This is a genomic window from Luteolibacter sp. Populi, from assembly GCF_040801775.1.
GTDB lineage: Bacteria > Verrucomicrobiota > Verrucomicrobiia > Verrucomicrobiales > Akkermansiaceae > Haloferula.
On the sequence record NZ_CP161812.1, the window covers coordinates 1863972 to 1885879 of the forward strand.

Annotated in this window: 20 protein-coding genes and 2 pseudogenes; 6 read left to right on the forward strand and 16 right to left on the reverse strand. The window is 63.8% G+C overall.

Going from position 1 to position 21908, the window contains the following annotated elements:
* Positions 1–11: 11 nt before the first annotated feature.
* The 3 genes from ybeY to ABWK72_RS07305 form a co-directional block, all read right to left on the reverse strand.
* Entirely contained in the window at positions 12–464 is a 453-nt protein-coding gene (ybeY, locus tag ABWK72_RS07295; protein WP_367874131.1) for an rRNA maturation RNase YbeY, read from the reverse strand.
* Positions 465–475: 11 nt separating this feature from the next.
* Complete coding sequence (locus ABWK72_RS07300) at positions 476–2095, reverse strand: HDIG domain-containing metalloprotein (protein WP_367874132.1); 1620 nt, start codon at positions 2093–2095, stop codon at positions 476–478.
* A 281-nt stretch (positions 2096–2376) separates the two neighbouring features.
* Entirely contained in the window at positions 2377–3345 is a 969-nt protein-coding gene (locus ABWK72_RS07305; protein WP_367874133.1) for a PhoH family protein, read from the reverse strand.
* A gap of 108 nt (positions 3346–3453) precedes the next feature.
* On the opposite strand from ABWK72_RS07305, the gene ABWK72_RS07310 reads away from it, so the two are divergent.
* The 6 genes and pseudogenes from ABWK72_RS07310 to ABWK72_RS07335 all read left to right on the forward strand — a co-directional run bounded on the left by ABWK72_RS07310 (position 3454) and on the right by ABWK72_RS07335 (position 9146).
* Positions 3454–3786 (forward strand): DUF433 domain-containing protein, encoded by a 333-nt coding sequence (locus ABWK72_RS07310; RefSeq protein WP_367874134.1) that lies wholly within the window; start codon positions 3454–3456, stop codon positions 3784–3786.
* Positions 3786–4124, forward strand: coding sequence for a DUF5615 family PIN-like protein (locus ABWK72_RS07315; protein ID WP_367874135.1), 339 nt, complete (start codon positions 3786–3788; stop codon positions 4122–4124). The genes ABWK72_RS07310 and ABWK72_RS07315 overlap by 1 nt, the downstream gene beginning before the upstream one ends.
* Positions 4125–4254: 130 nt before the next feature.
* Positions 4255–4923 (forward strand): annotated as a pseudogene (locus ABWK72_RS07320) (ABC transporter ATP-binding protein); the annotation flags it as partial.
* A gap of 79 nt (positions 4924–5002) precedes the next feature.
* Positions 5003–5734 carry an ABC transporter permease gene (locus ABWK72_RS07325; RefSeq protein ID WP_367874136.1) on the forward strand — a complete coding sequence of 244 codons (732 nt, stop codon included), beginning with the start codon at positions 5003–5005 and terminating at the stop codon, positions 5732–5734.
* Positions 5735–5788: 54 nt separating this feature from the next.
* Positions 5789–7675, forward strand: coding sequence for a Gldg family protein (locus ABWK72_RS07330; protein WP_367874137.1), 1887 nt, complete (start codon positions 5789–5791; stop codon positions 7673–7675).
* Between the two features lie 34 nt (positions 7676–7709).
* Positions 7710–9146 (forward strand): DUF4340 domain-containing protein, encoded by a 1437-nt coding sequence (locus ABWK72_RS07335; protein WP_367874138.1) that lies wholly within the window; start codon positions 7710–7712, stop codon positions 9144–9146.
* A 90-nt stretch (positions 9147–9236) separates the two neighbouring features.
* Here the strand turns inward: ABWK72_RS07335 and ABWK72_RS07340 are convergent, their stop codons facing one another.
* From ABWK72_RS07340 to ABWK72_RS07400, 13 genes and pseudogenes are all read right to left on the reverse strand, one after another.
* On the reverse strand, positions 9237–9818 hold the full coding sequence (locus tag ABWK72_RS07340) for a hypothetical protein (protein ID WP_367874139.1): 582 nt from the start codon (positions 9816–9818) through the stop codon (positions 9237–9239).
* Between the two features lie 194 nt (positions 9819–10012).
* Positions 10013–11032 carry an IS3 family transposase gene (locus tag ABWK72_RS07345; protein WP_367871730.1) on the reverse strand — a complete coding sequence of 340 codons (1020 nt, stop codon included), beginning with the start codon at positions 11030–11032 and terminating at the stop codon, positions 10013–10015.
* Positions 10990–11211 (reverse strand): annotated as a pseudogene (locus ABWK72_RS07350) (transposase); the annotation flags it as partial. The gene ABWK72_RS07345 and the pseudogene ABWK72_RS07350, both read right to left, overlap by 43 nt.
* 3 nt (positions 11212–11214) lie before the next feature.
* On the reverse strand, positions 11215–11373 hold the full coding sequence (locus tag ABWK72_RS07355) for a hypothetical protein (RefSeq protein ID WP_367874140.1): 159 nt from the start codon (positions 11371–11373) through the stop codon (positions 11215–11217).
* Positions 11374–11381: 8 nt separating this feature from the next.
* Entirely contained in the window at positions 11382–12614 is a 1233-nt protein-coding gene (locus tag ABWK72_RS07360) for an AAA family ATPase (protein ID WP_367874141.1), read from the reverse strand.
* 583 nt (positions 12615–13197) lie between these two features.
* The gene (locus ABWK72_RS07365) at positions 13198–13992 is read right to left on the reverse strand and encodes a hypothetical protein (RefSeq protein ID WP_367874142.1); all 795 of its coding nucleotides are present in this window, start codon (positions 13990–13992) and stop codon (positions 13198–13200) included.
* Positions 13993–14072: 80 nt separating this feature from the next.
* Positions 14073–16265, reverse strand: a complete 2193-nt coding sequence (locus ABWK72_RS07370; RefSeq protein ID WP_367874143.1) for a sulfatase — start codon at positions 16263–16265, stop codon at positions 14073–14075.
* Positions 16266–16902: 637 nt separating this feature from the next.
* Positions 16903–17253: a YciI family protein gene (locus tag ABWK72_RS07375; protein ID WP_367874144.1), complete on the reverse strand. Its 351-nt coding sequence runs from the start codon at positions 17251–17253 to the stop codon at positions 16903–16905.
* A gap of 97 nt (positions 17254–17350) precedes the next feature.
* Complete coding sequence (locus ABWK72_RS07380) at positions 17351–18298, reverse strand: N-acetyltransferase (RefSeq protein ID WP_367874145.1); 948 nt, start codon at positions 18296–18298, stop codon at positions 17351–17353.
* Complete coding sequence (locus ABWK72_RS07385; RefSeq protein ID WP_367874146.1) at positions 18295–19368, reverse strand: DUF3419 family protein; 1074 nt, start codon at positions 19366–19368, stop codon at positions 18295–18297. The genes ABWK72_RS07380 and ABWK72_RS07385 overlap by 4 nt, the downstream gene beginning before the upstream one ends.
* Entirely contained in the window at positions 19365–20303 is a 939-nt protein-coding gene (locus ABWK72_RS07390; protein ID WP_367874147.1) for a fatty acid desaturase, read from the reverse strand. Before ABWK72_RS07390 ends, ABWK72_RS07385 begins: the two co-directional genes overlap by 4 nt.
* A gap of 12 nt (positions 20304–20315) precedes the next feature.
* Positions 20316–20906 (reverse strand): hypothetical protein, encoded by a 591-nt coding sequence (locus tag ABWK72_RS07395; RefSeq protein WP_367874148.1) that lies wholly within the window; start codon positions 20904–20906, stop codon positions 20316–20318.
* Complete coding sequence (locus ABWK72_RS07400) at positions 20903–21628, reverse strand: TenA family transcriptional regulator (RefSeq protein ID WP_367874149.1); 726 nt, start codon at positions 21626–21628, stop codon at positions 20903–20905. The genes ABWK72_RS07395 and ABWK72_RS07400 overlap by 4 nt, the downstream gene beginning before the upstream one ends.
* Positions 21629–21908 lie beyond the last annotated feature (280 nt).

Genomic DNA, 21908 nt, shown 5'->3' on the forward strand with positions numbered 1-21908 from the left:
TAGGCCCTCCCCTACCCCAGTTCCGGCCACAACCTCGCCACCAGGGGCTCTTGCGCGGCCTCCATCCTCTCGCGGTCGGTCGCCTCCTCATCCTCATGCCCGGCCAAGTGCAACAGGCCGTGCACGATATATCGGAACAGCTCCCGCAAAGGCGGCTCCCCGTTCTCGGCAGCCTGTCGGAAAGCCACTTCCACACCGATGACAATCTCGCCGTGGTGGAAAGTGATCACATCGGTCTCGCCCTCGATGCCCATGAATTGCTCATGGACGCGGGCGCTGGTCTCGTTGTCGACCAAGGCGACCTCGATGCACTCGTGATCGTGCAGCGGGGCGTCCTCCGCCGCGACGTGCCGGGCGAGAATTTCCGCGGCGGCGAGGGCTCCGCCTTTTTCAAGGAGCGTGAGCCAGGCCTCCGGGATTTCGGTACGGCTCTGGTTGTTTCCGACGATGATTTCCGGAGGCATGGGAGAGAGGCTTAGCTCGGAGATTGGCGGGGCGTCACCGCCGGGGTCGCGGGCTGGATCGGCGCGGTCTTGAGCGGCTGGGTCTTGGTGCCGTTCTGGCGCTTCTCCATGTCCGAGGACTTGCGACCAAGCGCGCTGCGCTCGTCGTCCTTCGGGTAATCGATCCGCGTGTGAAGCATGCTGCGGAGGGTGGCGCAGAAACTGTCCTTCACGATCGCCAGATCGCGGAGGGTCAGGATGCAATCGGAAAGCTGCCCGTCGCAGACACGGTTGTCGACGAGGTCCTCGACCATCGTGCGGATCTTGGCCGGGGTCGGCTTCCGCAGGCTGCGGGAAGCGCTCTCGACGATATCCGCGAGGCTCACGATCCCGCTCTCGCGGGTCCGCGGGCGCGGGCCGGGGTAGCGGAAGTTCTTCTCGTCGATCTTCGGCAGGTCCTCGGGATTTTCGAGGCCCTTCTCCACCTTCTCGAGCTCGGCCTTCTTCTGCTCCTGGGCGCGGCGGTGGAAGTAGCTGACCAGCGAGTCCCCGTGGTGCTCCTGGATCACATCGATCACCCGCGGGTTAAGCTTGTGCTTCACCGCCAGATCGACGCCGTCCTTGACGTGGGCGATGATGATCAGCGCGCTCATCGTCGGTGTCAGGGAGTCGTGGGGATTGTCCACGCCCTCGACCTGGTTCTCGATGAAATACTCCGGCTTGCTGAGCTTGCCGATGTCGTGGAAGTAAGCCGAGACGCGGCACATCGCGGCATTCGCGCCGACGGCTTCCGCGGCGGCTTCCGAGAGCGAGGCGACCACCAGGCTGTGGTGGAAGGTGCCGGGGGCTTCGAGCTGCAGGCGGCGCAGCAGTTTGTGATTCAGGTCGCTCAGCTCCAGCCAGGAAATGTCCGTGGTCAGGTGGAAGGCCCCCTCCAGCACCGGCAGCAGGCCGCTAACCAGCAGCGCGATCACGATGCCCATGCCGAGCGCGGCCAGCGAACTGAGACCGGCCTGCTTCAGCCCCTCGAACTGGTCGTTCATCTCGGGCATCAGGTCGATCCGCTTGAAAGCGACGCAGAGCAAAAGCGCCGCCAGCCCGGAATAGACGCCGGCACGCAGCAGTTGGACCCGCTTGCGAACCTTGTGGACCGCCTGCACCGCCACCAGGCCGCAGACGAGGCTGACCGCCATATAAAGGGTCGCATCGCCCTCCGGCAGTACCAGCGAGCCGAGCAGCGCGGCATACATCGTCGAGAAAATCCCGATCCCGCGTCCCAGCAGCACCGCGTGGACCATCGGTGTGAGCGCGAAGGGGATCAGCAGGAACTTCATCTGGCTCTGCGTGCCCGTCGGATCGTCCGTCATCGCATCCACCATCAGCGAAATCGCGCGGACCATCGCCATGTGGCCGGCCAGCCCGCCGAGGACGAGCACCAGGCGCCCGTTCCGCAGGGACGCCGCCTCGTAATTCATGTTCAGGATGGCCACCGCGGTCGCGGCCACCACCACGCCGAAGAGGCCGCCCATCACCGGATTGCTGGCGAAATAGGTGTACGCCGCCACCTTCAGAACCATCACGCCCACCCAGGTCACGAAGAACAGGTAGAGGGCGAGCCGCACCCACGGGCTGCGGTCCAAGGTCAGCGCCACCGGGTTTTCCGCATGGACACGGCGCTTCCGCCCGGATGATAGGCCGCGGCGCGCTAGGCGCCAGCGTTTGAAAGCATCGATGAATCCCACGGTGAGGCAACTGGGTTGCGGAAACGCGGCCGGTTGAAGTCCCACCGGCGGGGAGGTGGTTAGATCATCCTACCCCCCTTTGCAATGCGCAAATACCCCCACCCGCGATGTGCTTGGGAATAAATTCCGAGGGGCGAAAAGATCAGCCAATGCCGAGCTTCAATCAATCATTCACACTGATAAGCAGCACCTTAGCCCGCGGAACTGCGGTGCTTGTCGTAGGCATCGATGATCAGGCCGACGACGGGGTGACGAACCACATCGCTGCCGCTGAAGCGGACGAAGTCGATTCCCGGCACCCCGGCAAGCGCCCGCTCCGCCTCGAACAGCCCGGAGGGGATATTCGGCTTCAGGTCGATCTGGGAGCCGTCGCCGGTCACCACCATCCGTGAGTCCTCGCCGAGGCGGGTCAGGGCCATGAACATCTGCTCGCGGGTGGTGTTTTGTGCCTCATCCAGAATGACAAAGGAGCGCGCGAGAGTCCGCCCGCGCATGAAGGCGAGCGGCGCGATTTCGATGGTCCCATCCGCCAGGTAGCGCTCGCCTTCCTCATGGCCGATCATGTCGTGGATCGCGTCGTAGAGCGGCCGCAGGTAGGGTGCGACCTTCTCGCGCAGGTCACCGGGCAGGAAGCCGAGCGCCTCCCCCGCCTCCACCGCGGGGCGGGTCAGGACCACCCGGCCGACCCGTTTTGCCTTCAGGAGCGCCAGACCCATGGCCATCGCTAGGTAGGTCTTGCCGGTGCCTGCCGGGCCGAGACCGAAAACCACGTCGTGCTTCTCGATCGACTTCACGTATTCGAGCTGGCGCGGGGTCTTGGGCACCACCGGCTTGCGCCCCCGGAAACCGAGCAGGCGGACCTCGCCGAGTTCCGAGACCGTGCCGCCGCCGTCCGCCACCATGTCCACGGCCATCCGGAAATCCCGCGCCGAGATCTCCCCGCCCTGCCGCCGGGCCTGCTCGAGGTCCGCAAACACCGCCGCACTGCGCTTCACCCCCCCCTCCGGCCCCGCGAACAGGATCCAGCCCTCGCGCGTGACCGCGCGGACCCCCAGCTTCTGCTCCAGGTATTTCAGCTCCCGTGCGTCATTCGCGAACAGCGAATGCAGGAAGGGGGCCGTCTCATACTCCAGCTTGATCTCCGTCTCCGGGACACTCATCAGCGACAATCTAACTGTTTTCAGGGGCGGGTCAGGCGGAAAATGCGCCGGACGCCTGCAGAATGAGAAAACAAGTGATTTGCAGCTTCAGGATGATAGCCTCCCCACATGGCCACGAGTGTGGAAGAAATTCGCGAGCTGGTTTCGCAACTGGACCGGCCGGACAAGGCTCGTTTGCTGGCGATGGTCGCTCTCGAAGTCGCGGAGGCATCTCCCGGCATCGATTTCCGGGATGGGATCTGCGGCGGGGTCGCCCGTATCGTCCGCACCCGGATCCCCGTATGGACCTTGGAGAGTGCCCGTCGACAAGGGATGACAGACGCTGGAATCCTAGCTGCTTTCCCCACGCTCAATGCCGAGGACTTAGCCAACGCTTGGCAATACGCCCGCAGCCACCGTGAGGAGATGGACCATGAGATCGCCGCGAACGACGACGACTGATGGCCAGATTCTATTCCAACGAGAATTTCCCGCTGCCGGTGGTCCTCGCGCTGCGAGAACTGGGACACGATGTTCTGACTTCCTTTGAAGCGGGAAATGCGAACCGGGAGATCCCGGATCAGGAAGTGCTGCTCTACGCTGTCTCGACGGAAAGGGCCGTCCTGACCTTGAACCGCCACGATTTCGTGATGCTCCATCGAGCTTCGCCTGCTCACGCCGGCATCGTGGTTTGCACGTTCGATCCCGACTTCCCCGCCCAAGCCCGGCGGATTCACGCGGCGGTCACTTCCCTAGCGGACCTCGCCGGCCACTTGCTGCGGGTCAATCGGGCTTCCTAACATCCCCGCCGCCCCCCGATGACACCCCTTTTCCCTTGCCAAGAACTGCCCGAGCCATTTTTTCAGACGCACGTCGCTAACGGTGTCGCTCCGCGAAGGCGCGCCCCCAGTGGCTCAACCCAGTGATCCCATGATCGAAGTCGAGAACTTGACCAAACAGTTCGGCAGAAAGACCGCCGTCGATCACCTCTCGTTTTCCGTCCGGAAAGGCGAAGTGCTCGGTTTCCTAGGGCCCAACGGGGCCGGTAAATCCACCACCATGCGGATGATCACCGGCTTCCTGCCGCCGACATCCGGCGATGCGAAGCTCTGCGGCATCTCGGTGATCGACCGGCCGGCCGAGGCGAAAAGCAAGGTCGGCTACCTGCCCGAGTCCGCACCGCTCTACAATGACATGACGGTGACCGGCTTCCTGAAGTTCTGCGCCGAGGTCCGCGGCCTCTCGGGGAACACCCGCAAGGACGCCGTGGAACGCGTGATCGAGACCTGCTTCCTGCAAGGCGTCGCCTTCCAGTCGATCGACACCCTTTCCAAGGGCTACCGCCACCGCACCTGCCTGGCACAGGCCCTCCTCCACGACCCCGAGGTGCTGATCCTGGACGAGCCGACCGACGGCCTCGACCCGAACCAGAAGCACGAGGTCCGGCAGCTCATCAAGCGCCTCGGAGAAACCAAGGCGATCCTGTTCTCCACCCACATCCTGGAAGAAGTGGAAGCCGCCTGCACCCGCGCCGTGATCGTGGACCGCGGCAAGATCGTCGTCGACGGCACGCCCGCCGAGTTGATCGCGAAGTCGGAGACCGGCTCGCTGACCGACCTGTTCCGCCAGGTGACCACCTTGGACACCGCCGCCTGAACCCTACACTCCCCTCCTTTCCATGAACACCTGGACCATTTTCAAGCGGGAGCTGAGCGCTTACTTCAGCCACCCGATCGCCTACGCCGTCATCGTGGTCTTCCTGATCCTCTCGATGATCTTCGCCTTCACCTTCGGCGGATTCATCGATAGCCGGGATGCCTCGCTGACTTACTCCTTCTTCTACTTCCTGCCGCTGGTGCTGATGGTGCTGGTGCCGGCGCTCGGCATGCGGCTGATCTCGGAAGAACTCCGCAGCGGCACCCTCGAACTCCTCGGCACCATGCCGCTGTCGATGTGGAGCGTGATCTTCGGCAAGTTCCTGGCCGCCGCCACCGTCTGGCTGGTCGCGATCCTGCTGACCTTCCCGATCTGGATCACGGTCAACTGGTTCGGCGATCCCGACAACCTGTCGATCATCTGCGGCTACATCTCCGCCTTCCTGGTCGCCTGCACCTTCCTCTCCATCACCCTCTTCGTTTCGGCCTTCACGCGGGACCAGGTGATCTGCCTGATCATCTCCGCCTTGATCTGCATCCTGCTTACCCTCGGCACCTTCGATGTCTTCGCACGGGTCTATGCCCGGGCCTTCAGCCCCGAGGTCGCCAGCGCCATCACCGCGCTCGGCCCCTGGGAGCACTTCATGTCGCTCGCCCGCGGTTCCTTCCGCCTGCAGGATGCCGTGTGGTTCGTCTCGATCATCGCCGCCTCGCTGTGCGGCACCAGCGCCATTCTCTCCGCCAAGCGCGCCTGAACCCCATTTGACCCTATCGATCCCATGAGCACGGAAGCAAAAACCGTACACCCGATGGCACGCGCCGTATTCGGCATCGTCGCCCTCGTCGTGATCGTCATCGCGGCCAACCTGCTGGTGTCCTCCCTCGGCATCGGCCACAAGAACGCCGACTTCACCAAGGACAAGGTCCACAGCCTCTCCGACGGCACCCGCAGCATCCTCAAGGACCTCGGCGCGCCGGTGACCATCCGCTACTACGCGACCCGTAGTTCCGACTACATGCCGGAGCAGATCAAGCTGCACATGCGGCGCGTGGACGACATGCTGGCGGAGTATCAGAACATCTCCGGCGGCAAGCTGCGCGTGGAAAACCTGGATCCCGAGCCGGACACCGATGCGGAGGACTCCGCGAACCTCGACGGAATCAGCGGCCAGAAAATCAACGAGCAGAACCTCTACTTCGGCCTCGCGGTTTCCTGCCTGGACCGCACCGCCACCCTGCCCTTCCTGAATCCCGCCCAGGAAACCACCTTCGAGTACGACCTGTCGAAGGCGATTTCCGAAGTGGCCCGGCCGGTCAAGCCGGTGATCGGCGTGATGTCCGCGCTGCCCGTGGCCGGCAGCCAAGGGAACCCGATGATGGGTCAGCAAGGAGCCGCCCCGTGGGTGATCTACCAGCAACTCAAGCAATCCTACGAGGTCCGCGATCTCACCATGACCCCCGAGAAGATCGACCCCGCCATCGACCTGGTGCTGGTGATCCATCCCGCAGGCATCACCCCGGAAGCGGAATTCGCCCTCGATCAATACGTGCTGCAAGGCGGCACGGTGGTCGCCTGTCTCGATGCCTACTCGGTCGTGGCCGAGAGCCAGGGCGGCGGCGGCAATCCGATGATGGGCGGTGGCGGCATCGATAAAACTTCCACCCTGCCCACCCTGCTCCCGGCCTGGGGCGTGACCATGGATTCCCAAGTGCTTGCCGATGACGTCTACGGCCTGCCGAACTATGGTCCGCTGCTCCCGCAGTTCCCGGCGGACGCGATGCCTCAGAAGGACAACATCATCACCAAGAACCTCCGTGAGGTGGTCTTCTACATGCCCGGCGGCTTCACCAAGACCGGCGGCGCCGGAGTCAGCGTGAACACGCTGATCAAGTCCTCGAACAAGTCCGCCTTCATCACCCCGACTCCCGCGGAAGCACGCCAGCCTAACCCGGCGGTTTCCCGGCGGCTGAAGCCGACAGGCCAATCCTACGATGCGGTCCTTCACCTCGCAGGCTCCTTCAAGTCCGCTTTCCCGAAGGGAAAGCCCGGCACCGAGGAACCCAAGCCGGAAGAGAAGAAGGAAGGCGAGGAAAAGAAGCCGGAAGAGCCGAAGAAGGCCGATCACCTGGTGGAAGCCACCAAGCCCGGCAACGTCTTCCTGATCTCCGACGTGGATGCCTTCTACGACGCGATCGCCTTCCAGATGATCACCATCGGACCCGGCATGAAGGCCGCGAACCCGCAGAACGGCAACTCGGTGCTGCTCTACAACATCATCGACCAAGCCGCCTCCTCGCCCTACCTGATCGGTGCCCGCAGCCGCGTGGCGGTCGCCCGCCCCTTCGTCAAATACGACGAACTGGAACAGGCCGCGAAGGAGAAGACCGGTGTCGAGATCGAGAAGCTCAACCTCGAGGCCACCGAAGCGAACCAGAAGCTGATGGAACTCCAGTCCAAGCGCTCCGCGAACGACGGCCGCTACACTCCCGAACAGAAGGTGGAGATCGCCGCCTTGAAAAAGAAGGAGGTCGAGGCAAACCGCAGGATCCGCGACCTTGAGAAAGAACTCCGTCGCGAGAAGGACCGCATCTCGGGCCGCGTGACTCTCCTGAACATCGCTGCCATGCCGGTGCTGGTGATCCTCTTCGGAATCGGCCTGCTCGTGAAACGCCGCAGTTCCACCCGCGCCCGCTGAAACCCGCTTCCCACCCTATTATCCATCTCCAGCCATGAACAAACGCCAAGTCGTTCTCCTCTGGATCATCGCCCTGATCCTGGGCGCTGCCGCCTACTCCGCCTGGTCTGGCAAGTCCAAGACCTTTGAAAGCAAAACCAAGCGTGCCCGCGGCGAAACCCTGGTCTCGGACCTGCCCGTCGAGCAGGTCGCGAAGATCCAGATCACCGGCGCGAAGGAAAGCACCACCCTGGTCCTCAAGGACGGCAAGTGGACCGTCGCCAACCGCGACGGCTATGCCGCCAAGCCGAACGATGTGAACGAATTCCTCGGCCAGCTTGCCGATGCCAAGGTCACCCAAGGCATCGAGGCGGAGGAATCCTTCGCCCCGCGCTTCGGCATGGACTCGAAGGCTGCGGAGGACAAGGACCGCGGCCTCAACGTGGTCATGTCCAACGAGGCCGGCAGCGAACTCGGCCACTTCACCTTCGGCAAGAATCTGGAAGCCGCCGGCGACCCGATGAGCGCCATGATGGGCGGCGGCGGCGGTGCGACCGGGCGCTTCATCCGCAATCACGCCGATTCCTCGGGCGTCTACGTGACCAAGGAGATCTTCCCGGTGCTGAATGCCGATCCGAAGAGCTGGCTCGATCCGAAGTTCGTCCAGGTGGAAAAGATCTCGGCCATCGCCGTGAGCCCGCCGGCCAAGCCGGAAGAGGTCGCGTGGAAGATGACCCGCGCGGATGAGAACGCGGAATTCTCCCTGGAAGGCGCGAAGCCCGGCGAGGAACTCGACCCCGCCGTCACCGGCCCGCTCAAGACCCTGCTCAGCTACGCCCGCTTCGAGGACGTGGTCAGCGCCGAAACCGCCGCTTCGACCGGGCAGGCCACCGACAAGCGCCTGTTCAAGATCGATACCGTCGAGGGCTTCCACTACACGATCACCGCGATGCCCGTGAACCCGCCCAAGCCCGAGGAAGGCAAGGAGGCCGCACCGGCAATCCCCGACGACACCATGCTGGTCACCATCGATGTCAGCGCCGACATCGCCGCCGAGCGCAAGAAGGACGACAAGGAATCCCCGGAAGACGTCAAGGCCAAGGACGCCGCGTTCACCGAACGCAAGACCGCGCTGGAGAAGAAGCTCGCCGCCGAGAAGTCGCTGGCCGGCCGGGTCTACAAGATCAACCTCTCGGCCATCGATCCGCTGCTGAAGGACCGCGCCGGCGTGATCAAGAAGCCGGAGCCTGCCCCTGCCCCCGCCGCGGCAGCCCCTCCCAATCCTCTCGCTCCCGGCGGCTTCCCCGGCCGCGGCCCGACCATGGCCCCGCAGCCAGCGCGGCCACCGCAAGCACCACCCCGCCGTCCGGTCGAAGCCGTCACCCCGCCGATCGCCATCCCGCCCCAGGAAGAGCGGCCGGCCCCTCCACAGGAAGCCCCTCCACAGGAAGCACCCAAGGAAGCTCCTCCGGAGCCCGCCGAAGGCCAGTAATCCAGATCCCAAAAGGGCGGCCACCAGGCCGCCCTTTTTGTGCCCCGCCTCGAGGACGGGCTCCCGGCCATCCGATCCGTCGCTCCCGCCTCAATCGCCTGAGCCTTGGAATCTCCGGCTGTCCAACGCTTCAAGAAACAGCTTCAAGCTTGGATTCCGGACACCTTTCCGGAGGAGTTCATCCTTCTTGCGGTAATCCTTTGAGATGCGGTCATACAGCTCCGGGCACTTTTCCTCCGGGTTGATGGCCGTTTGGTTCTGTCTGGATAGAGCTCGGTTCAAAGCTGCGAGGCAACCAACGGTCTTCGAAGCCTTGCTTTCATCCCACAAGGGCAGGAGCCAACACTCCAAATCCCTCACGCAGATCGCAAAAATGATTCTCTCGCCATAGAATTCAAGATGCCCGGGCTCGAAGAATTGGCGCAATCTTCCTGCGACGCGATCCACGATCTCTTCCGCGGAAAGCTCTTGGCCATTCTCACGTTGAGACACCCCGAAATTCACATGCTCCGACTGATCGGAGTCGATCTGAACGATCAAGTAGTCGGCGTGTTCCAGAGCATCTTCGTATTTCTTTTCCTCCAAGTATCGAAAGACGTTTTCCCAATTTCCGAACTGCTGCCAAGCCGACTCACCCTCCGCTGTGTGAGCTGGCCCCCAAATTTCGGCCACGAATTGGCTAAACTAAGCTATGGTGGCAGGCTGCGGGAGAGCTTGGGATGATCATGGTTTGCGGATCAAGGTTGGAGTGACGGGGGACTCGAAATCGGGAAGCCGTAGCGGAGGGACGAGCACGCAACGGAGCGTAGCGCAGTGGAGGGCGAGGACCGCAGCGGAGGCTTCCCGATTTCGGCGCGCCGGGGGTGTCATGCCGCTCTCGGGGCTTCGGCTGGCGGCCGGTAAACCCGCGACGGCGTGAGGTTGCCGAGGTGCTGGTGCGGACGCCAGTCGTTGTAGCGCCCGAACCACTCGCGCAGCCCTTGCTCAAGGCCGAGGACCGTCGCGTGTTCCTTGAGGTAGATCTCCTCGTATTTCACGCTCCGCCACAACCGCTCGATGAACACGTTGTCCATCCACCGCCCGCGGCCATCCATGCTGATTTCCACACCGAGGTCCGTGAGCCGACCCGTCCATTCCGCGGAGGTGAACTGGCAACCTTGGTCGGTGTTGAAGATCCCGGGGCGCGTGCCAGTTGCTCCCAAGGCCATTTCCAGGGCCTCCAGGCAAAGGCCGGTGCCCATAGTGTTGGAAACCGCCCAGCCGAGCACCTTGCGCGAGTGCCAGTCCATCACAGCGCACAGGTAGGCTTGGCCGCGCGGCATCGGCACATACGTGATGTCGGTACACCAGACTTGGTCGGGCCGGTCGATCACCAGCTTGCGCAGCAGATACGGATACTTGCGATGCCCGTCGTCCGGGATGCTGGTCCGCGGTTTGCACCGGATCGCCTCATGGCCCATCTCGCGGCGCAGCCGGTCCAGGCGCTTGCGGTTGACCTTCACACCATGATCGCGCTCCAGCACCGTCATCAGCCGCCTGCTGCCGAGGCAGGGATCGACCAGATAGATCTCGTCCAACAGCCGCTTGATGCGCAGGTCCTCCGGATCCTCCGCGACCGGTTGGTAGCCAGCGGTGGAGCGCGCCACGCCCAGCAGTTCGCACTGCTTGCGCATGCTCAGTTTGGGATGCCTCTTGTCCAACAACCCGACGCGATCCCTCACAGACCGAGTTGCTTGGACTTTTTTGTCAGCCAGTCCAACTCGACGGCCTGCTGCCCGATCTTGGCGTGGAGCCGTTCGCGCTCGCGCTCGAAGTCCTCGGCTTCGGTCTTGCCCGCGCCGCCCCCGAAGGCGCTCGCGGCGTTTTGAGCCATCGTCTTCTTCCACTCCGAGACCTGCACCGGGTGGACGTCGAATTCCTTGGCGATTTCCTGGATGGTTTTCACGCCCTTGAGCGCTTCAAGCGCCACACGGGCCTTGAACTCGGGATCGTGTCGTCTGCGTTTACCTTTCATCTCGTGCGTGTTCGGTTTGGTTCTAAGGCCACACCTGCACACCACAATCATAGCTTAGGCACTGGACCGGTTTTCGGGGGCCAGCTCAGTGGGGTCCGGTTGATAGGGCTTTAAGAACGGCTCATCATCCTGCCCCTTGAACCAGCCAAGCAGGATGTTCCGCAGCACCCGGTAATCGGTAACGCCTTCGGAAACGATTGCGAATTCGATCATGGCTGGCGTCAGAAATGATCAGGGAGGCCACCGAGCATTCCGGACATGAACGCCGCGGACAGCGGAATCGGATCTCCTCCATCCGCCCGGGGCCGCGGAGCCTTCACCCGGGTTGCAACCGTCCGGCCTTCACTATCGCGGCGGATCACGTAGAGCCTCTGCCGGTCGTCCCGCAGATTGAGGCCATCAAGAATAGCCGGATTATGAGTGGTGCAGATCACCTGCTTTCCCGATTTCTCAGCGAGGGCCGCTACCTGCCGCATGAGCTGGGAACACAGTTTCGGATTGAGCGAATTGTCGATGTTATCAATCGCAAAGAAAGCCGGGGTCTTTTTGCTAAGCAGCAACGTGAAATAAAACAGGAGGTAAAGAAACCCTTCATTGGCGCTACGCTGATCAAAGGCCAATTTCCGGTCGGCAAGCCATCGATCGTGAATCTCCAAGCGACCCTTGAGTTCGTCGTCCTCGTTAGGAAGCAGAAGATCTTCAAACCACCCCAGAAGTTTTAGATGGCCACGGAGTTCTTGGCCGAATTCCTTGCCTCCGTTCTCCGCGCTGGTTGAGAGGAGTTTGAGTAATCCTTCACCCTTGATGCCAAGAGGCTTGATCGCACCCTCGGTTTCAAAGTTCCGCAAGGCGGTATTCTCGGGCGCATAAATGAGGAAATCCCGAAGTGCCATGGATGAGGAAAGTCCGGGTGCCTCTCGCCGCCTCTTCGTAGATAAACTCAATTGAGCAATAACGGAGCGTATAAGCTCCTGTTGCTCAGAGTTCATTTCGGGGTGATCCCTTAAAGTCCGCTGCCATTCTTCCGCAAATTCCTCACTGCCCGCGATTTCTTCGATCTCTTCTGGTTCGATATCAAAGCTTACCCTCCAGAACGGCCTAATCAATTCCAACCGCGACCTGCGGATTTTCATTCCCAAAGGCCGCCCCGAGTCAGCACTCGAAACGCGGAGCGATATCGGCAGCTTGGAAGCTTCTTCACCTTCCGAGGTCAAAATGGTCCCATCGTCGACAAACGCCGAGGTCATCCACTCGTCATCCGTCACCCGAATCCCGCGGTTGTAGAGGAACTCGTCATCCAGCTTGTCCACCGAAGCGGCGGCGGCGAAGGCGATTGCCTCCAACAGATTGGATTTCCCGCTCCCGTTCTCGCCGATCAGAACCGTGACGTTTCCCGGCTTGAGGGAAAGATTGGCAATGGACTTGAAATTCTCGATCTGAATCTCTGAAATCATCGGCTTCGCTTGGCCTGAGGGTAAAGCTCCCGAACCTCGATGGCGACAAGTCATTTCAGCATCCCTGCGGCTGCTCTCAAATCGTGATCCGCTCGGATGCGCCCTGAACCGTGAATCACTTTGGGATGATCGTCTGAACAGATGAACTTTGACCAAACCGCCGATTTCTGATAATCCTTGGAAGTCCCGACGGGCTTTCCCGCCCCTCCGGTCCGGCGGCCCTCTCTTGCGGCAGCCGGGTGGTTCCAAGCTCCGGCACCATTGCAACAGCACGGACGGATACACTCCGCCTTTAAAAGATGGACCGGGCGGTCAATACGGTCCTGGGCGATGCCCCCTCACTTCCTCACGCTGCTTCTTTGAAAGCCGCATGGGGGTAAGGGGGCTTATGGATCGGAGAAGGCATTGAATTCAGGAAGAATCTCCTGCGGCGCGCCGGAACGATCGCCTAAGCAACGGACGGCTCTACCGCTGGGAGCGCGGAGCCACCGGCCCGCAGCACGGTTCCCGGCAGCCGAGCCCATGTCGCGGTCCTCATGGATAGCGCCGTTTCGATTGTCCTTCTCCCTCCCAGAGGGATGCCCTACTTCTTCTTCGGCTTCGCCGCAGGCTTCGGTGCCGGTTTCGCCGGAGCCGGTTTGTCGGCAACTGCCGGCTTCGGCTTCGGCTTTGCCTCGGGGGCGACCCCGGAGGCACCGAGCGGGAAGCGGATCACCATGCCGCTGTCGGCCAAGGGCGTGTTTTGGGAGGAAACCTCCTGGAAGCGATAGACGACCAGGCCGTACTTCTTATCGCCGGTCTTGCCGACGGCGATGTTCTCCTTGGTGATGCTCAGGGACGACTCTTCCTGGAAGCGCCACTCCTGGCCGCTCCATGCGCCCAGCGTGCTATCGGCATCGGCCGTCACGTCCTCGATGCGCTTGAGGGTGCCGTTGGGCGAGTGGAAGGCGTCGTCCTTCGGATCGTACTTGAGGGTCGAGAGGGACTGGGCGCTACCGCTCATGTTGAGGGTCCAGCGGCCATCCTTGTCGCCCTTCACCAGGATGACGACCGGCTCCTCGGCCTTGAACTCGCGCTTGTTCCAGAGCTTGAGGTACTCGTCGTATTCCTCCTTGGTCAGGCCGAGGCGCTCGTCGTAGGGCAGTGGCACGCCGGGCTTGCCGTTCTTGGAGTGCTCGCGGAACCATTCCTGGTCCTTGAGCGCGGCCTGCCGGACCTTGGCGACATACTTGTCGAGTTCCGGCGGCGGGAAGACGCGGCCACGCTCGGCCTTGACCGGAACATCCAGCGGCAGCAGGTCCGTGATAAATTTGGGAGCCTCCGCGAACACGGTGGCGGAGCAGGACAAGGCGGCGAGCGGGATCAGGGCGAATTTCATGGAAACGGACAGGTTCCGGGAGAGCGGCGGGAAGCATTCCTACTGGCAGCGGAAACTCAAGCGGCAATCCGGAGACGCTTTCACGGCTCCCCGGCGGGGAAAATGCCGGTGATCGGCGTTTCGACGTGATCGTCAATCCAGTCCTCCATTGCCTTTTGCATGGGGGCGAGGATTTCGGGGCGCTCCGCGGCGAGGTCGTGGCGGCTGTCCGGATCCTCCTTGATGTGGAAGAGGCCGAAGTGGCGGCTGCCATCGCTGCATGGCGTGCAGACGATTTTCCAATCCCGGGTGCGCAGGCAGCGCTGCTTGGCATCGATGATCGGCTGCTCGTATTTCGGCAGGACCACGAACTGGTAATTGTAGTTCGCATCCACGGTGACCATGTCCTCCACGCCGGGCAGCTTCGGGCGATCGGCACCTGCCACCGTGAACTGGATCCACGGCAGGCTGGTCTCGGCGAAAAAGGGGCGGTCGGCGGGCTTGTCCGCGCCGCGCATCCAGCCGGCGACCGACTTCCCTTCCCACTTCGCGGGAATCTCCGCGCCCGCGAGATCCAGCAAGGTCGGGGCCAGGTCGATGCTGCGGATCTGCTCGGGGATCGCGGCACCATAGATGCCGGGCGCGCGGATTGCCATCGGGATGTGCGAGCAGTGGTCGGCCCCGTTGAAGCCCATGCCGTGGGTCAGGGTCACGCCGGGCTCGTAGAGGTCATCGCCATGGTCCGCGGTGACTACGACGATGGTGTTGTCCTCCAGGCCGTTCTTGCGCAGGGCCTCGCGGATGCGGGAGAAGCAGGTGTCGAACTGGCGCGTGCAGCCATCGTAGAGCGCGCGGATCTGGCGGACATCGGCCTCCGGCAGGGCGGAGAGCTTGTCCTCCATCTGGGTGCCCTTGACGAATTCATTGATGTCGAAGGCCACGCCGGTGCGGTGTTTGCCCTCGTAGGCCGGATCGGCGAACATCGTGTTGTAGGGCTCCGCGCAGCGATACGGCAGGTGGTTGCAGGAATAGAAGACGTGCCAGAAGAAGGGCCGCCCGCTCTTGGCCTGCGCTGCCAGCTTGTCCTCCACCCGCCGCGTCACCACCTCGGGCGTGACGAATTGGGCGAAGGAATGGATCTGCGGGAAGATCTGGTAGCCCGCCCGGTTGTCGAAATACAGCGGCACCACGAAGTGCGCCATGAAGACCGCCTGGCTCATGTAGATCCGGAAGTTGTCGAAGTCCGAGACCGCGATCTCGTGGAAATCCAGCGGCATCATCTGGTAGTAGCCGGCGCACCAATCGCCGATCGCCGCGGTGTCGTAGCCCTTGTCCGAGAGCACACCGCCGATGGTGCGGATCGAGGCCTCGGTGGCTTCCACCTGCTTCGGCTCCGGATACATGTAGCGGATGCCGTGGGTGTGCGGGTAAGTGGACGACATCACCGACACCGCGGACTCGAGGGTCGAGGCGATCGGCGTATAGCAGCGCTCGAAGCGGACCGCGCCCTTCGCCCACTCGTCGATATTCGGCGAGACCCCGTCGGCCCCGGCACCCTCGCTGCGGGCGGGCTTGTAGCCGCTGTAGCCGAGACGGTCGCCGCGCAGGGAGTCCGAGCCGATGACGATGATGTTCGGGCGCTTGGTATCGCCCGCTGCCTTCACCGAGGCCCCGGAAGGCTTGATCGCGAAGGCGACCGAGCCGGCGGCAGCGGCAGCCAGGAGCACCACGGCGATCCGGGTCTTCGGTTTGAAGCGCATCAGCCACCAGCCGGCCACGGCGACCAGCACGACCCAGGGCAGCACGCCGAAGAGGACGACATTCACGGCGGGCCGCATGGATTCCGGCGGGGCATTCAGGATGGCGTAGTACCAGCGGCCGAACTTCGCATCGTCCAGGAAGTAGGGGCGGTTTTCGATCATCCGCAGCATGAAGTAGCCGTGGATCAGCACCGTGATGAGAAAGGCGGGAATCACCGCCGAGCCGCGGCCGCGCCACTTGATCCGCTTGCGGATGACCGCCAGCGCCGGGATCACCAGCAGCAGCCCGAGCCCGAAGAGGATGGCGTAGGCGATCAGGACCAGCAGATTCTGGCCGATGACGAAGCCGAGGTAATCCTCCCGTGCAAGCTGGCTGAACTTGTTGTCCATGCCGCCGGAGCCGCCCGCCAATTGGATCAGCGCGACGACATACTGGAAGGCCAGGAACAAGCCAATGCCGCCGGCTGCGCCTTTGAAAAGGGTCCGTCGGTCCGTGGCGGTGGTGGCGGTCGCAGGAAAAGGCGCTTGGGTCATGGGCGGAGCAGAACTACGCGGCGAAAGGGCAGGATTCGTCGCGGCGCTTTCGCTACGCGGATCGGATGCCTTCGACAATCACGATTCGGGTCGCTCGCTTGTGATGTCGTATCGCGATACGTCTACCCTGATGGCGGCGCAGCCGCTTTGGAATGCGGCGGGCATCGCCGCTTTCGGGCGGGTCGACCCGGAAGTCGTTGCATGGAATCCACCCCTTCGTCGACCCCCACCCCCGGAACGGCAGTCGCGTAGCGACCGTGGACTGCGCGCAGCCCGCTGCCGCTGTCGGCAGGCAGCCTGCTGCCGTGAAGCACCGGGGAGTTCCGTATTCCGTTCCGTCCGCGGCTCGTCACACCCGGTGCTCCGCCTTTGCAGCGCCCCTCGCAGCAGGCTGCATCGGGACAGCGGCAGCAGGCTGCACGCAGTCCACGGCGGCTGCGCCGCGGAAGGCAAGTCCTCGCAGGCATTGGATCTCAGCCGCGGATCGTTCGGGATCTCCGGCGTGGGGAGCATTGAAGAGGCGAATTCGGCACGGCGTTCTCCAGGCCAACTCGCCCTAAAGCGGCGATGCCCGCCGCACTCCAAAGCGGCTGTGCCGCGAGAGGGGAGCATCGCTAGGAAGACCCCGGCCCCAGCCTCAATCCGCGCCACTCGGGTCCGAGTGGAAGGGGCGCACCTCGACCGGGGCCCGGCAGGCGATGACGGCTTTGCGGCCCCATTCCAGCGCTTCGTCCAGGCTGGCGGCTTCCAGAATCCAGAAACCGCCGATGTGCTCCTTGGTCTCCAGATAAGGTCCGTCGGTGATCAGCACCTTGCCATCGGGCTGCGCCCGCAGGGACTTCGCGCTGCCCAGGCCGCCCGCAAAGACCCTGACACCGGCCGCGATCATCTCTTCGTTGAGCACGTCGATATCGCGATGCATCGCTTCGCCCTCGGTGGACGGGTCGTAGTCGTCGGAGTGGTGAATCGCTACCAGGTATTGTTTCATGGCTTTAGCTGTGGTGGTTCTCGGGCGGGCCGCTTGCCCTTGCCTTCACCCTATGGACGAACGGCGGGGTCGGAATTCGACAGCTCGTCCGGGAATTTTAGATCTCCGCGGTGTCGATCCACCAGTCGTGGCCGGGCTCCAGCGCGTGACCGTAGACCACGGCGGGGGCGAGGAGAACTTTCAAGCCAGCGAGCCCGCTCAGGATTTCTGCCGCTTCCCGCTGCGGGACGGCGACGAACATCGCGGGCATCCCCAGCGCCCCGGCACGGGCTGCGGCCATCCGGAGGAGGGCGGCTCCCGCACGCGGCGTGGCGCAGGCGAAGCGCGAGAGATGCGCGGAGACCATCTCCTCCCCGGATTCGAGGAAGAGCCGCTTGCCGCGCCGGGTGTCTTCCACGATCCCGCAGGCATCGCCGGACGGGATCGCGAGCGGCAGCGGTTCCATCAGCGAGCGCAATGATGCATCGGCATCCGGCGCGCTGAAACCTTGTGGCGCGATGGCGGCCCGCAGCTTTTCAAATTCCGCTGGCGAGAGATCGGCAGAAATCGCCTCACCACCCGCCTCGATCCGGAGAATCGCGATCTCGCCCAGCTTCTCGAAACGCGGGACGCCGAGCCTGCCGGTGTAGTCGGTGGGCAGCTTGCCGGTGCCTTCCATCACGACGCAGTAGCAGCAGACGGAGGCGCTGCTTTCGATCGCCTGCTTGGTCGCCCGGATCAGCCGCGGCAAGACGAGCGAACCACGTGCCGCCGTCCGCAGCTTGAGATCGCAGAGGTAGTGCGCGATCCGCCGCGTGGTCCCCTGCCCTTCCCGAAGCTCCAAGCTCCGCTGCACCCGGGCGAGTCCACCCTGGATGCTGCCGCCATCCTCTAACATCAGGACCTCCGGCTCGCCCATCGCGCGGAAGAAGGGCAGGTAGTCCGCGCCGTGCGAGATGCGGAAGCGGCCGGAGCTGCCAAGCGGATAGCTGAAGCCGCTTTCGAATTCCGCCAGCGCCTCGCCCATCCCAGGCGGAACCTGCCCGCTGAGCCGCAGGATGTTCATGCGCGGCCGACGTGGATCTGCGGGTAGAAGTAGCTGCGGTCCCGCCGCTCCATCGCCCGGCCCAGCGCGGCATCCCAAATAAGGCCCGCCTCGAGCGACGGGATATCGAGGGTCGAATTGAGCTGGCGGATGATCACGCTCGCGCCCGGCTTCATCACCCGGCGTGCGGCGAGCAGCGTTTCACGCGCTTCGTCCGGGGACAGCCAGTCGAGGATGTTCGAGAGATGCACCAGGTCCGCGCTGGCTGGGGGTAGCGAGTCCAGCACGTCCTGCATCTTGCCGTGATGCCAGTGCGTCTGCGCCGGCAGCGGATGCGGCGCTTGCAGCCAATCGTAGCGGAAGGCGGGGTGAAAATTCCCGCCGAGGATCTGGTGGAGAAAGGGATTCGAGCGGGGCGACATCCGCGCGATGACTTCCTTGGTGCGGGTGGCGAAGTGCTCCGCGAAGGACTGGCGAGGGTTCTGCGTCGCCTCCTGGCCGAAGAGCTTCACCAGATTGGTGAGAGACATCGTTTCCGCGAAGGCCGCATCCAGCGCGGCGGCCAGCGGACTGTCCGCGAACTCCCGCAGCGGCACGGGCGAGGCCAGCACTTCATCGATGGCTTCCTTCCACGGTGAGAGCTGCGAGCGGAGTTCGGCGAAGGTGAGTTCGTAGCGCCCGCAGTGGTCGGGACCCGCCTCCGCGACCCGGTCGGCAGGTCCGAAGACATCCGCCTCCAGACCGAGCGACTCCAGGATCCCGCCAAGGGCATCCTCCCGCGCGAAAGGGCTCATCGGCAAGTGCCCGAGGATCGCCGCCGCATCATCGCTGGAATATTCCGAGGCCAGCCGCCACTTCACCCGGCTCAGGGCGAGCTGCGCCGGATTCATGTCCACGCCGTGGATCGTCAGCGGCAGACGCCCGAGGCAGGCGGCGGTATCGCCACCGGAAGCGATCATCACCACGGTCGCGCCCGGTGCGAGCTTGCGGGCCAGCTCCATGTCGAGCCGCGGGTCTTCCCGCACCTGCGCGAAGGCGAGCGGCCATTTGGCGGCCTCGGCGGCCCATGCTGCGTACGGAACGGAACTCATCGCTGCCGCCAACCAAGCGGACTGCGCTTGAGGCTGCCAAGAACGAAGTCCCGCACGAAGGAGGAATACGACGGAATGTAGGGCGCGCCCTTCTCCCGCAACTCGCCTTCCAGCGCCTCGTGGACCTTCGGCAACTGGTGCCACGGGACGCCGGGATAGAGGTGGTGCTCGAGGTGGTAGTTCTCATTGCACATGAAGAAGCGCACCAGCGGCACGGTCAGGATGCTGCGGGTGCCGCGGATCTCGTCGTCCGCATGCTCCAGCAGCGTGTGCTGGCTCATGCCGCGGATGTTCACCATCGTGTTGATAAAGAGCATCGGGATCAGCCAGCCGTGGACGAACCAGGCGGCAGGCAAGGGCGATGCGGCGATTGCTCCGATGACCAGCGCCGTCGCCGCGACCTCGGCGAGGATGCCTGCCCGTGCCTTGGCGGTGCCGTGCTTGAAGCCGAGGATCGGGATCGCGACGATGTAGACCGGGTAGCCGACGAGCAGCCGGGCCCAATTCATGGTGAAGACCATCCAACTCCAGCGCGTGTAGTTCGCGTAGTGGTCCGGATCGCCATCCTCACCGAGGTGGCTGTGGTGGCGCAGATGCAGCACGCGGTAGGCGGAACAATTCTGCAATACGGGGATCGCGCAGGCCGCGCCTAACAGGTCGTTCCAGAAGCGGTTCCGGGAGAGAGTTCCGTGGACCGCCTCATGGGTGAAAAGGCTGATCCCGTGCAGCGAGGCCGCGGCTAACAGGTAGACCGGCGCGAGCAGGAACCACTGCCACCATGCCGTGATGCTTGCCGACGCATGAATGGCAGCGGCGGCACCGGCGAGGTAGAGCGCGATGAAGCACAGCAGCCGCACTCCATGCCGCCACTCGCCGCGGGTGTGGAATTCCTGCGCGAGGCCGGCGGGGAGCTTCGGAATTTCAGCGGAGTCCATGCGTGTTTTGGTTCAGGGCCAACATTCCACGATACTCGAAAAATCGCGTTCCCGCTTCAGATCCATGACAATACGGGTATCGATCCGCTCCTTCGCCCCGCCGCTGCGGCGGTAGTAGCCGCGCAGCGTGATCCGGTAGGGAGCCGCGGCGATCGAGACCTCGGGCCGGATCGTGAATTCGGCATAGTGCTTCATCACCGGACCCTCTTGGTCCTTCACGCCGCAGATCGGGAAGTCTTCCTTCTTGAACGGCAGGCGTAGTGGCAGCGCGACTCCCACTGCTACCGGCTTGCCGCGGCGGTCCTCCATCGCGAGTTCCTCCACGACCACGCTGGCATCCTTTCCCGGAGGCCGGATGAAGCCCAACCGGATCTCGCCCCCCGCGGCACTGCCGGTATGGGCCATGAGCGCGGGGTTCAACGCGGTATTGAAGCTCGCATCGCCCTCCCGCCACCACGCGTTGATCTCACGGTGCCCGCCGACGTTGGTGTAATTGTGCTCGTGGAAGTCCGCTTCCACGTGACTTTGATAGCAGACGCAACTGGCAAGGCTGGTGGCCAGGCACGCGGCGGGAAGCCGCGCCATGATGAAGGCGGCATTCATTCTCCTGCGGGGTCGAAGTCCTCGTAGAGCCGGTTGAAGACATGCAGGCCGAGTTGGATGCCATCCTCGATCGCCGCCCGTGCCGCAGGATCGCGGTTCCAGCCGCCGTCGACCACCTTGAAGAAGTCCGCGGCGTGGCGCTTGTCGATCTGCGCGTGGAGCTTGTAGTGGACGAGTTCATCCTGCGCGACCCAGCCGCGCGCGACGACCTTGCGGCCGATCAGCTCGCAGATGTCGGCGAAGGCATATTCGATCACGCCGAGGCAGCCGAAGGCGGTCTCCACGCGCTCCATCATGCAGGCTCCCATCAGCGCGACATTGAAGGCGCGGACGCCCGGGCCGTCGCGCTCCTTCGCCATCTCCTGGCCGGTGACCCCGAGGCTGCGCAGGAAGGCGAGGATCGTCAGGTCATGCGCGACGGCGGGATCGAAGCCCGGCTCGCCTTCGCCCTCATCCTCGAAGCCATGCTCCTCGGAGAGATTGTGGATGAGCCCTTGGCGTGAGGCGGAGTCCGGCATGCGTGCCATCAGCGCCGCCAGCGGGCGCGAGAAGTAGCGCACCGCGAAGTAGAACTGCTTTTGCGAGCGGACGAAGCGCTCGCGGCTCATCGAGTCCCGGGCCAGATCGGTGAAGTAGCCATTGCCGAGAATCGCGGTCCGGCGATGGGCCTGGTCCACGTAGTCCATCAAGTTTGCGGTCTGCTCCAAGGTCGCTTCCGACATGGGTGCAGGATAGGAAGCGCGGCTCCCGGGGGCAAGATCCGGGGCCGCGTCGGGGTCCCGCGGAGAAGAGGCTCGCGGGAGATCCGGCGGGAGAACGCTTGAGCGCGTGGAGCTTGCAGCGCGCGAACATCGGCATTCGCGATGATCGGTGCGGATTTTTCGATGGTGCTTGAGGTCAGCCGGGGGCGGCAGCCTGCGCTACCAGCGCCGCCGGGCATCGCGAGTCCTGCACGGAGAGCGCCGTCGCCTGGCTGCTTTCCTTTTCGTGGTGATCGCAGTC

Excerpts from the sequence above, each read along its gene's own strand:
- ABWK72_RS07355 (WP_367874140.1), bottom strand. The coding sequence starts at position 11,373 with ATGATCGAATTCGCAATCGTTTCCGAAGGCGTTACCGATTACCGGGTG.
- ABWK72_RS07390 (WP_367874147.1), bottom strand. The coding sequence starts at position 20,303 with ATGGACTCCGCTGAAATTCCGAAGCTCCCCGCCGGCCTCGCGCAGGAA.
- ABWK72_RS07400 (WP_367874149.1), bottom strand. The coding sequence starts at position 21,628 with ATGTCGGAAGCGACCTTGGAGCAGACCGCAAACTTGATGGACTACGTG.
- ABWK72_RS07380 (WP_367874145.1), bottom strand. The coding sequence starts at position 18,298 with ATGAACATCCTGCGGCTCAGCGGGCAGGTTCCGCCTGGGATGGGCGAG.
- ABWK72_RS07315 (WP_367874135.1), top strand. The coding sequence starts at position 3,786 with ATGGCCAGATTCTATTCCAACGAGAATTTCCCGCTGCCGGTGGTCCTC.
- ABWK72_RS07365 (WP_367874142.1), bottom strand. The coding sequence starts at position 13,992 with ATGAAATTCGCCCTGATCCCGCTCGCCGCCTTGTCCTGCTCCGCCACC.
- ABWK72_RS07395 (WP_367874148.1), bottom strand. The coding sequence starts at position 20,906 with ATGAATGCCGCCTTCATCATGGCGCGGCTTCCCGCCGCGTGCCTGGCC.
- ABWK72_RS07360 (WP_367874141.1), bottom strand. The coding sequence starts at position 12,614 with ATGATTTCAGAGATTCAGATCGAGAATTTCAAGTCCATTGCCAATCTT.
- ABWK72_RS07370 (WP_367874143.1), bottom strand. The coding sequence starts at position 16,265 with ATGACCCAAGCGCCTTTTCCTGCGACCGCCACCACCGCCACGGACCGA.
- ABWK72_RS07330 (WP_367874137.1), top strand. The coding sequence starts at position 5,789 with ATGGCACGCGCCGTATTCGGCATCGTCGCCCTCGTCGTGATCGTCATC.
- ABWK72_RS07305 (WP_367874133.1), bottom strand. The coding sequence starts at position 3,345 with ATGAGTGTCCCGGAGACGGAGATCAAGCTGGAGTATGAGACGGCCCCC.
- ABWK72_RS07310 (WP_367874134.1), top strand. The coding sequence starts at position 3,454 with ATGGCCACGAGTGTGGAAGAAATTCGCGAGCTGGTTTCGCAACTGGAC.
- ybeY (WP_367874131.1), bottom strand. The coding sequence starts at position 464 with ATGCCTCCGGAAATCATCGTCGGAAACAACCAGAGCCGTACCGAAATC.
- ABWK72_RS07325 (WP_367874136.1), top strand. The coding sequence starts at position 5,003 with ATGAACACCTGGACCATTTTCAAGCGGGAGCTGAGCGCTTACTTCAGC.
- ABWK72_RS07335 (WP_367874138.1), top strand. The coding sequence starts at position 7,710 with ATGAACAAACGCCAAGTCGTTCTCCTCTGGATCATCGCCCTGATCCTG.
- ABWK72_RS07375 (WP_367874144.1), bottom strand. The coding sequence starts at position 17,253 with ATGAAACAATACCTGGTAGCGATTCACCACTCCGACGACTACGACCCG.
- ABWK72_RS07385 (WP_367874146.1), bottom strand. The coding sequence starts at position 19,368 with ATGAGTTCCGTTCCGTACGCAGCATGGGCCGCCGAGGCCGCCAAATGG.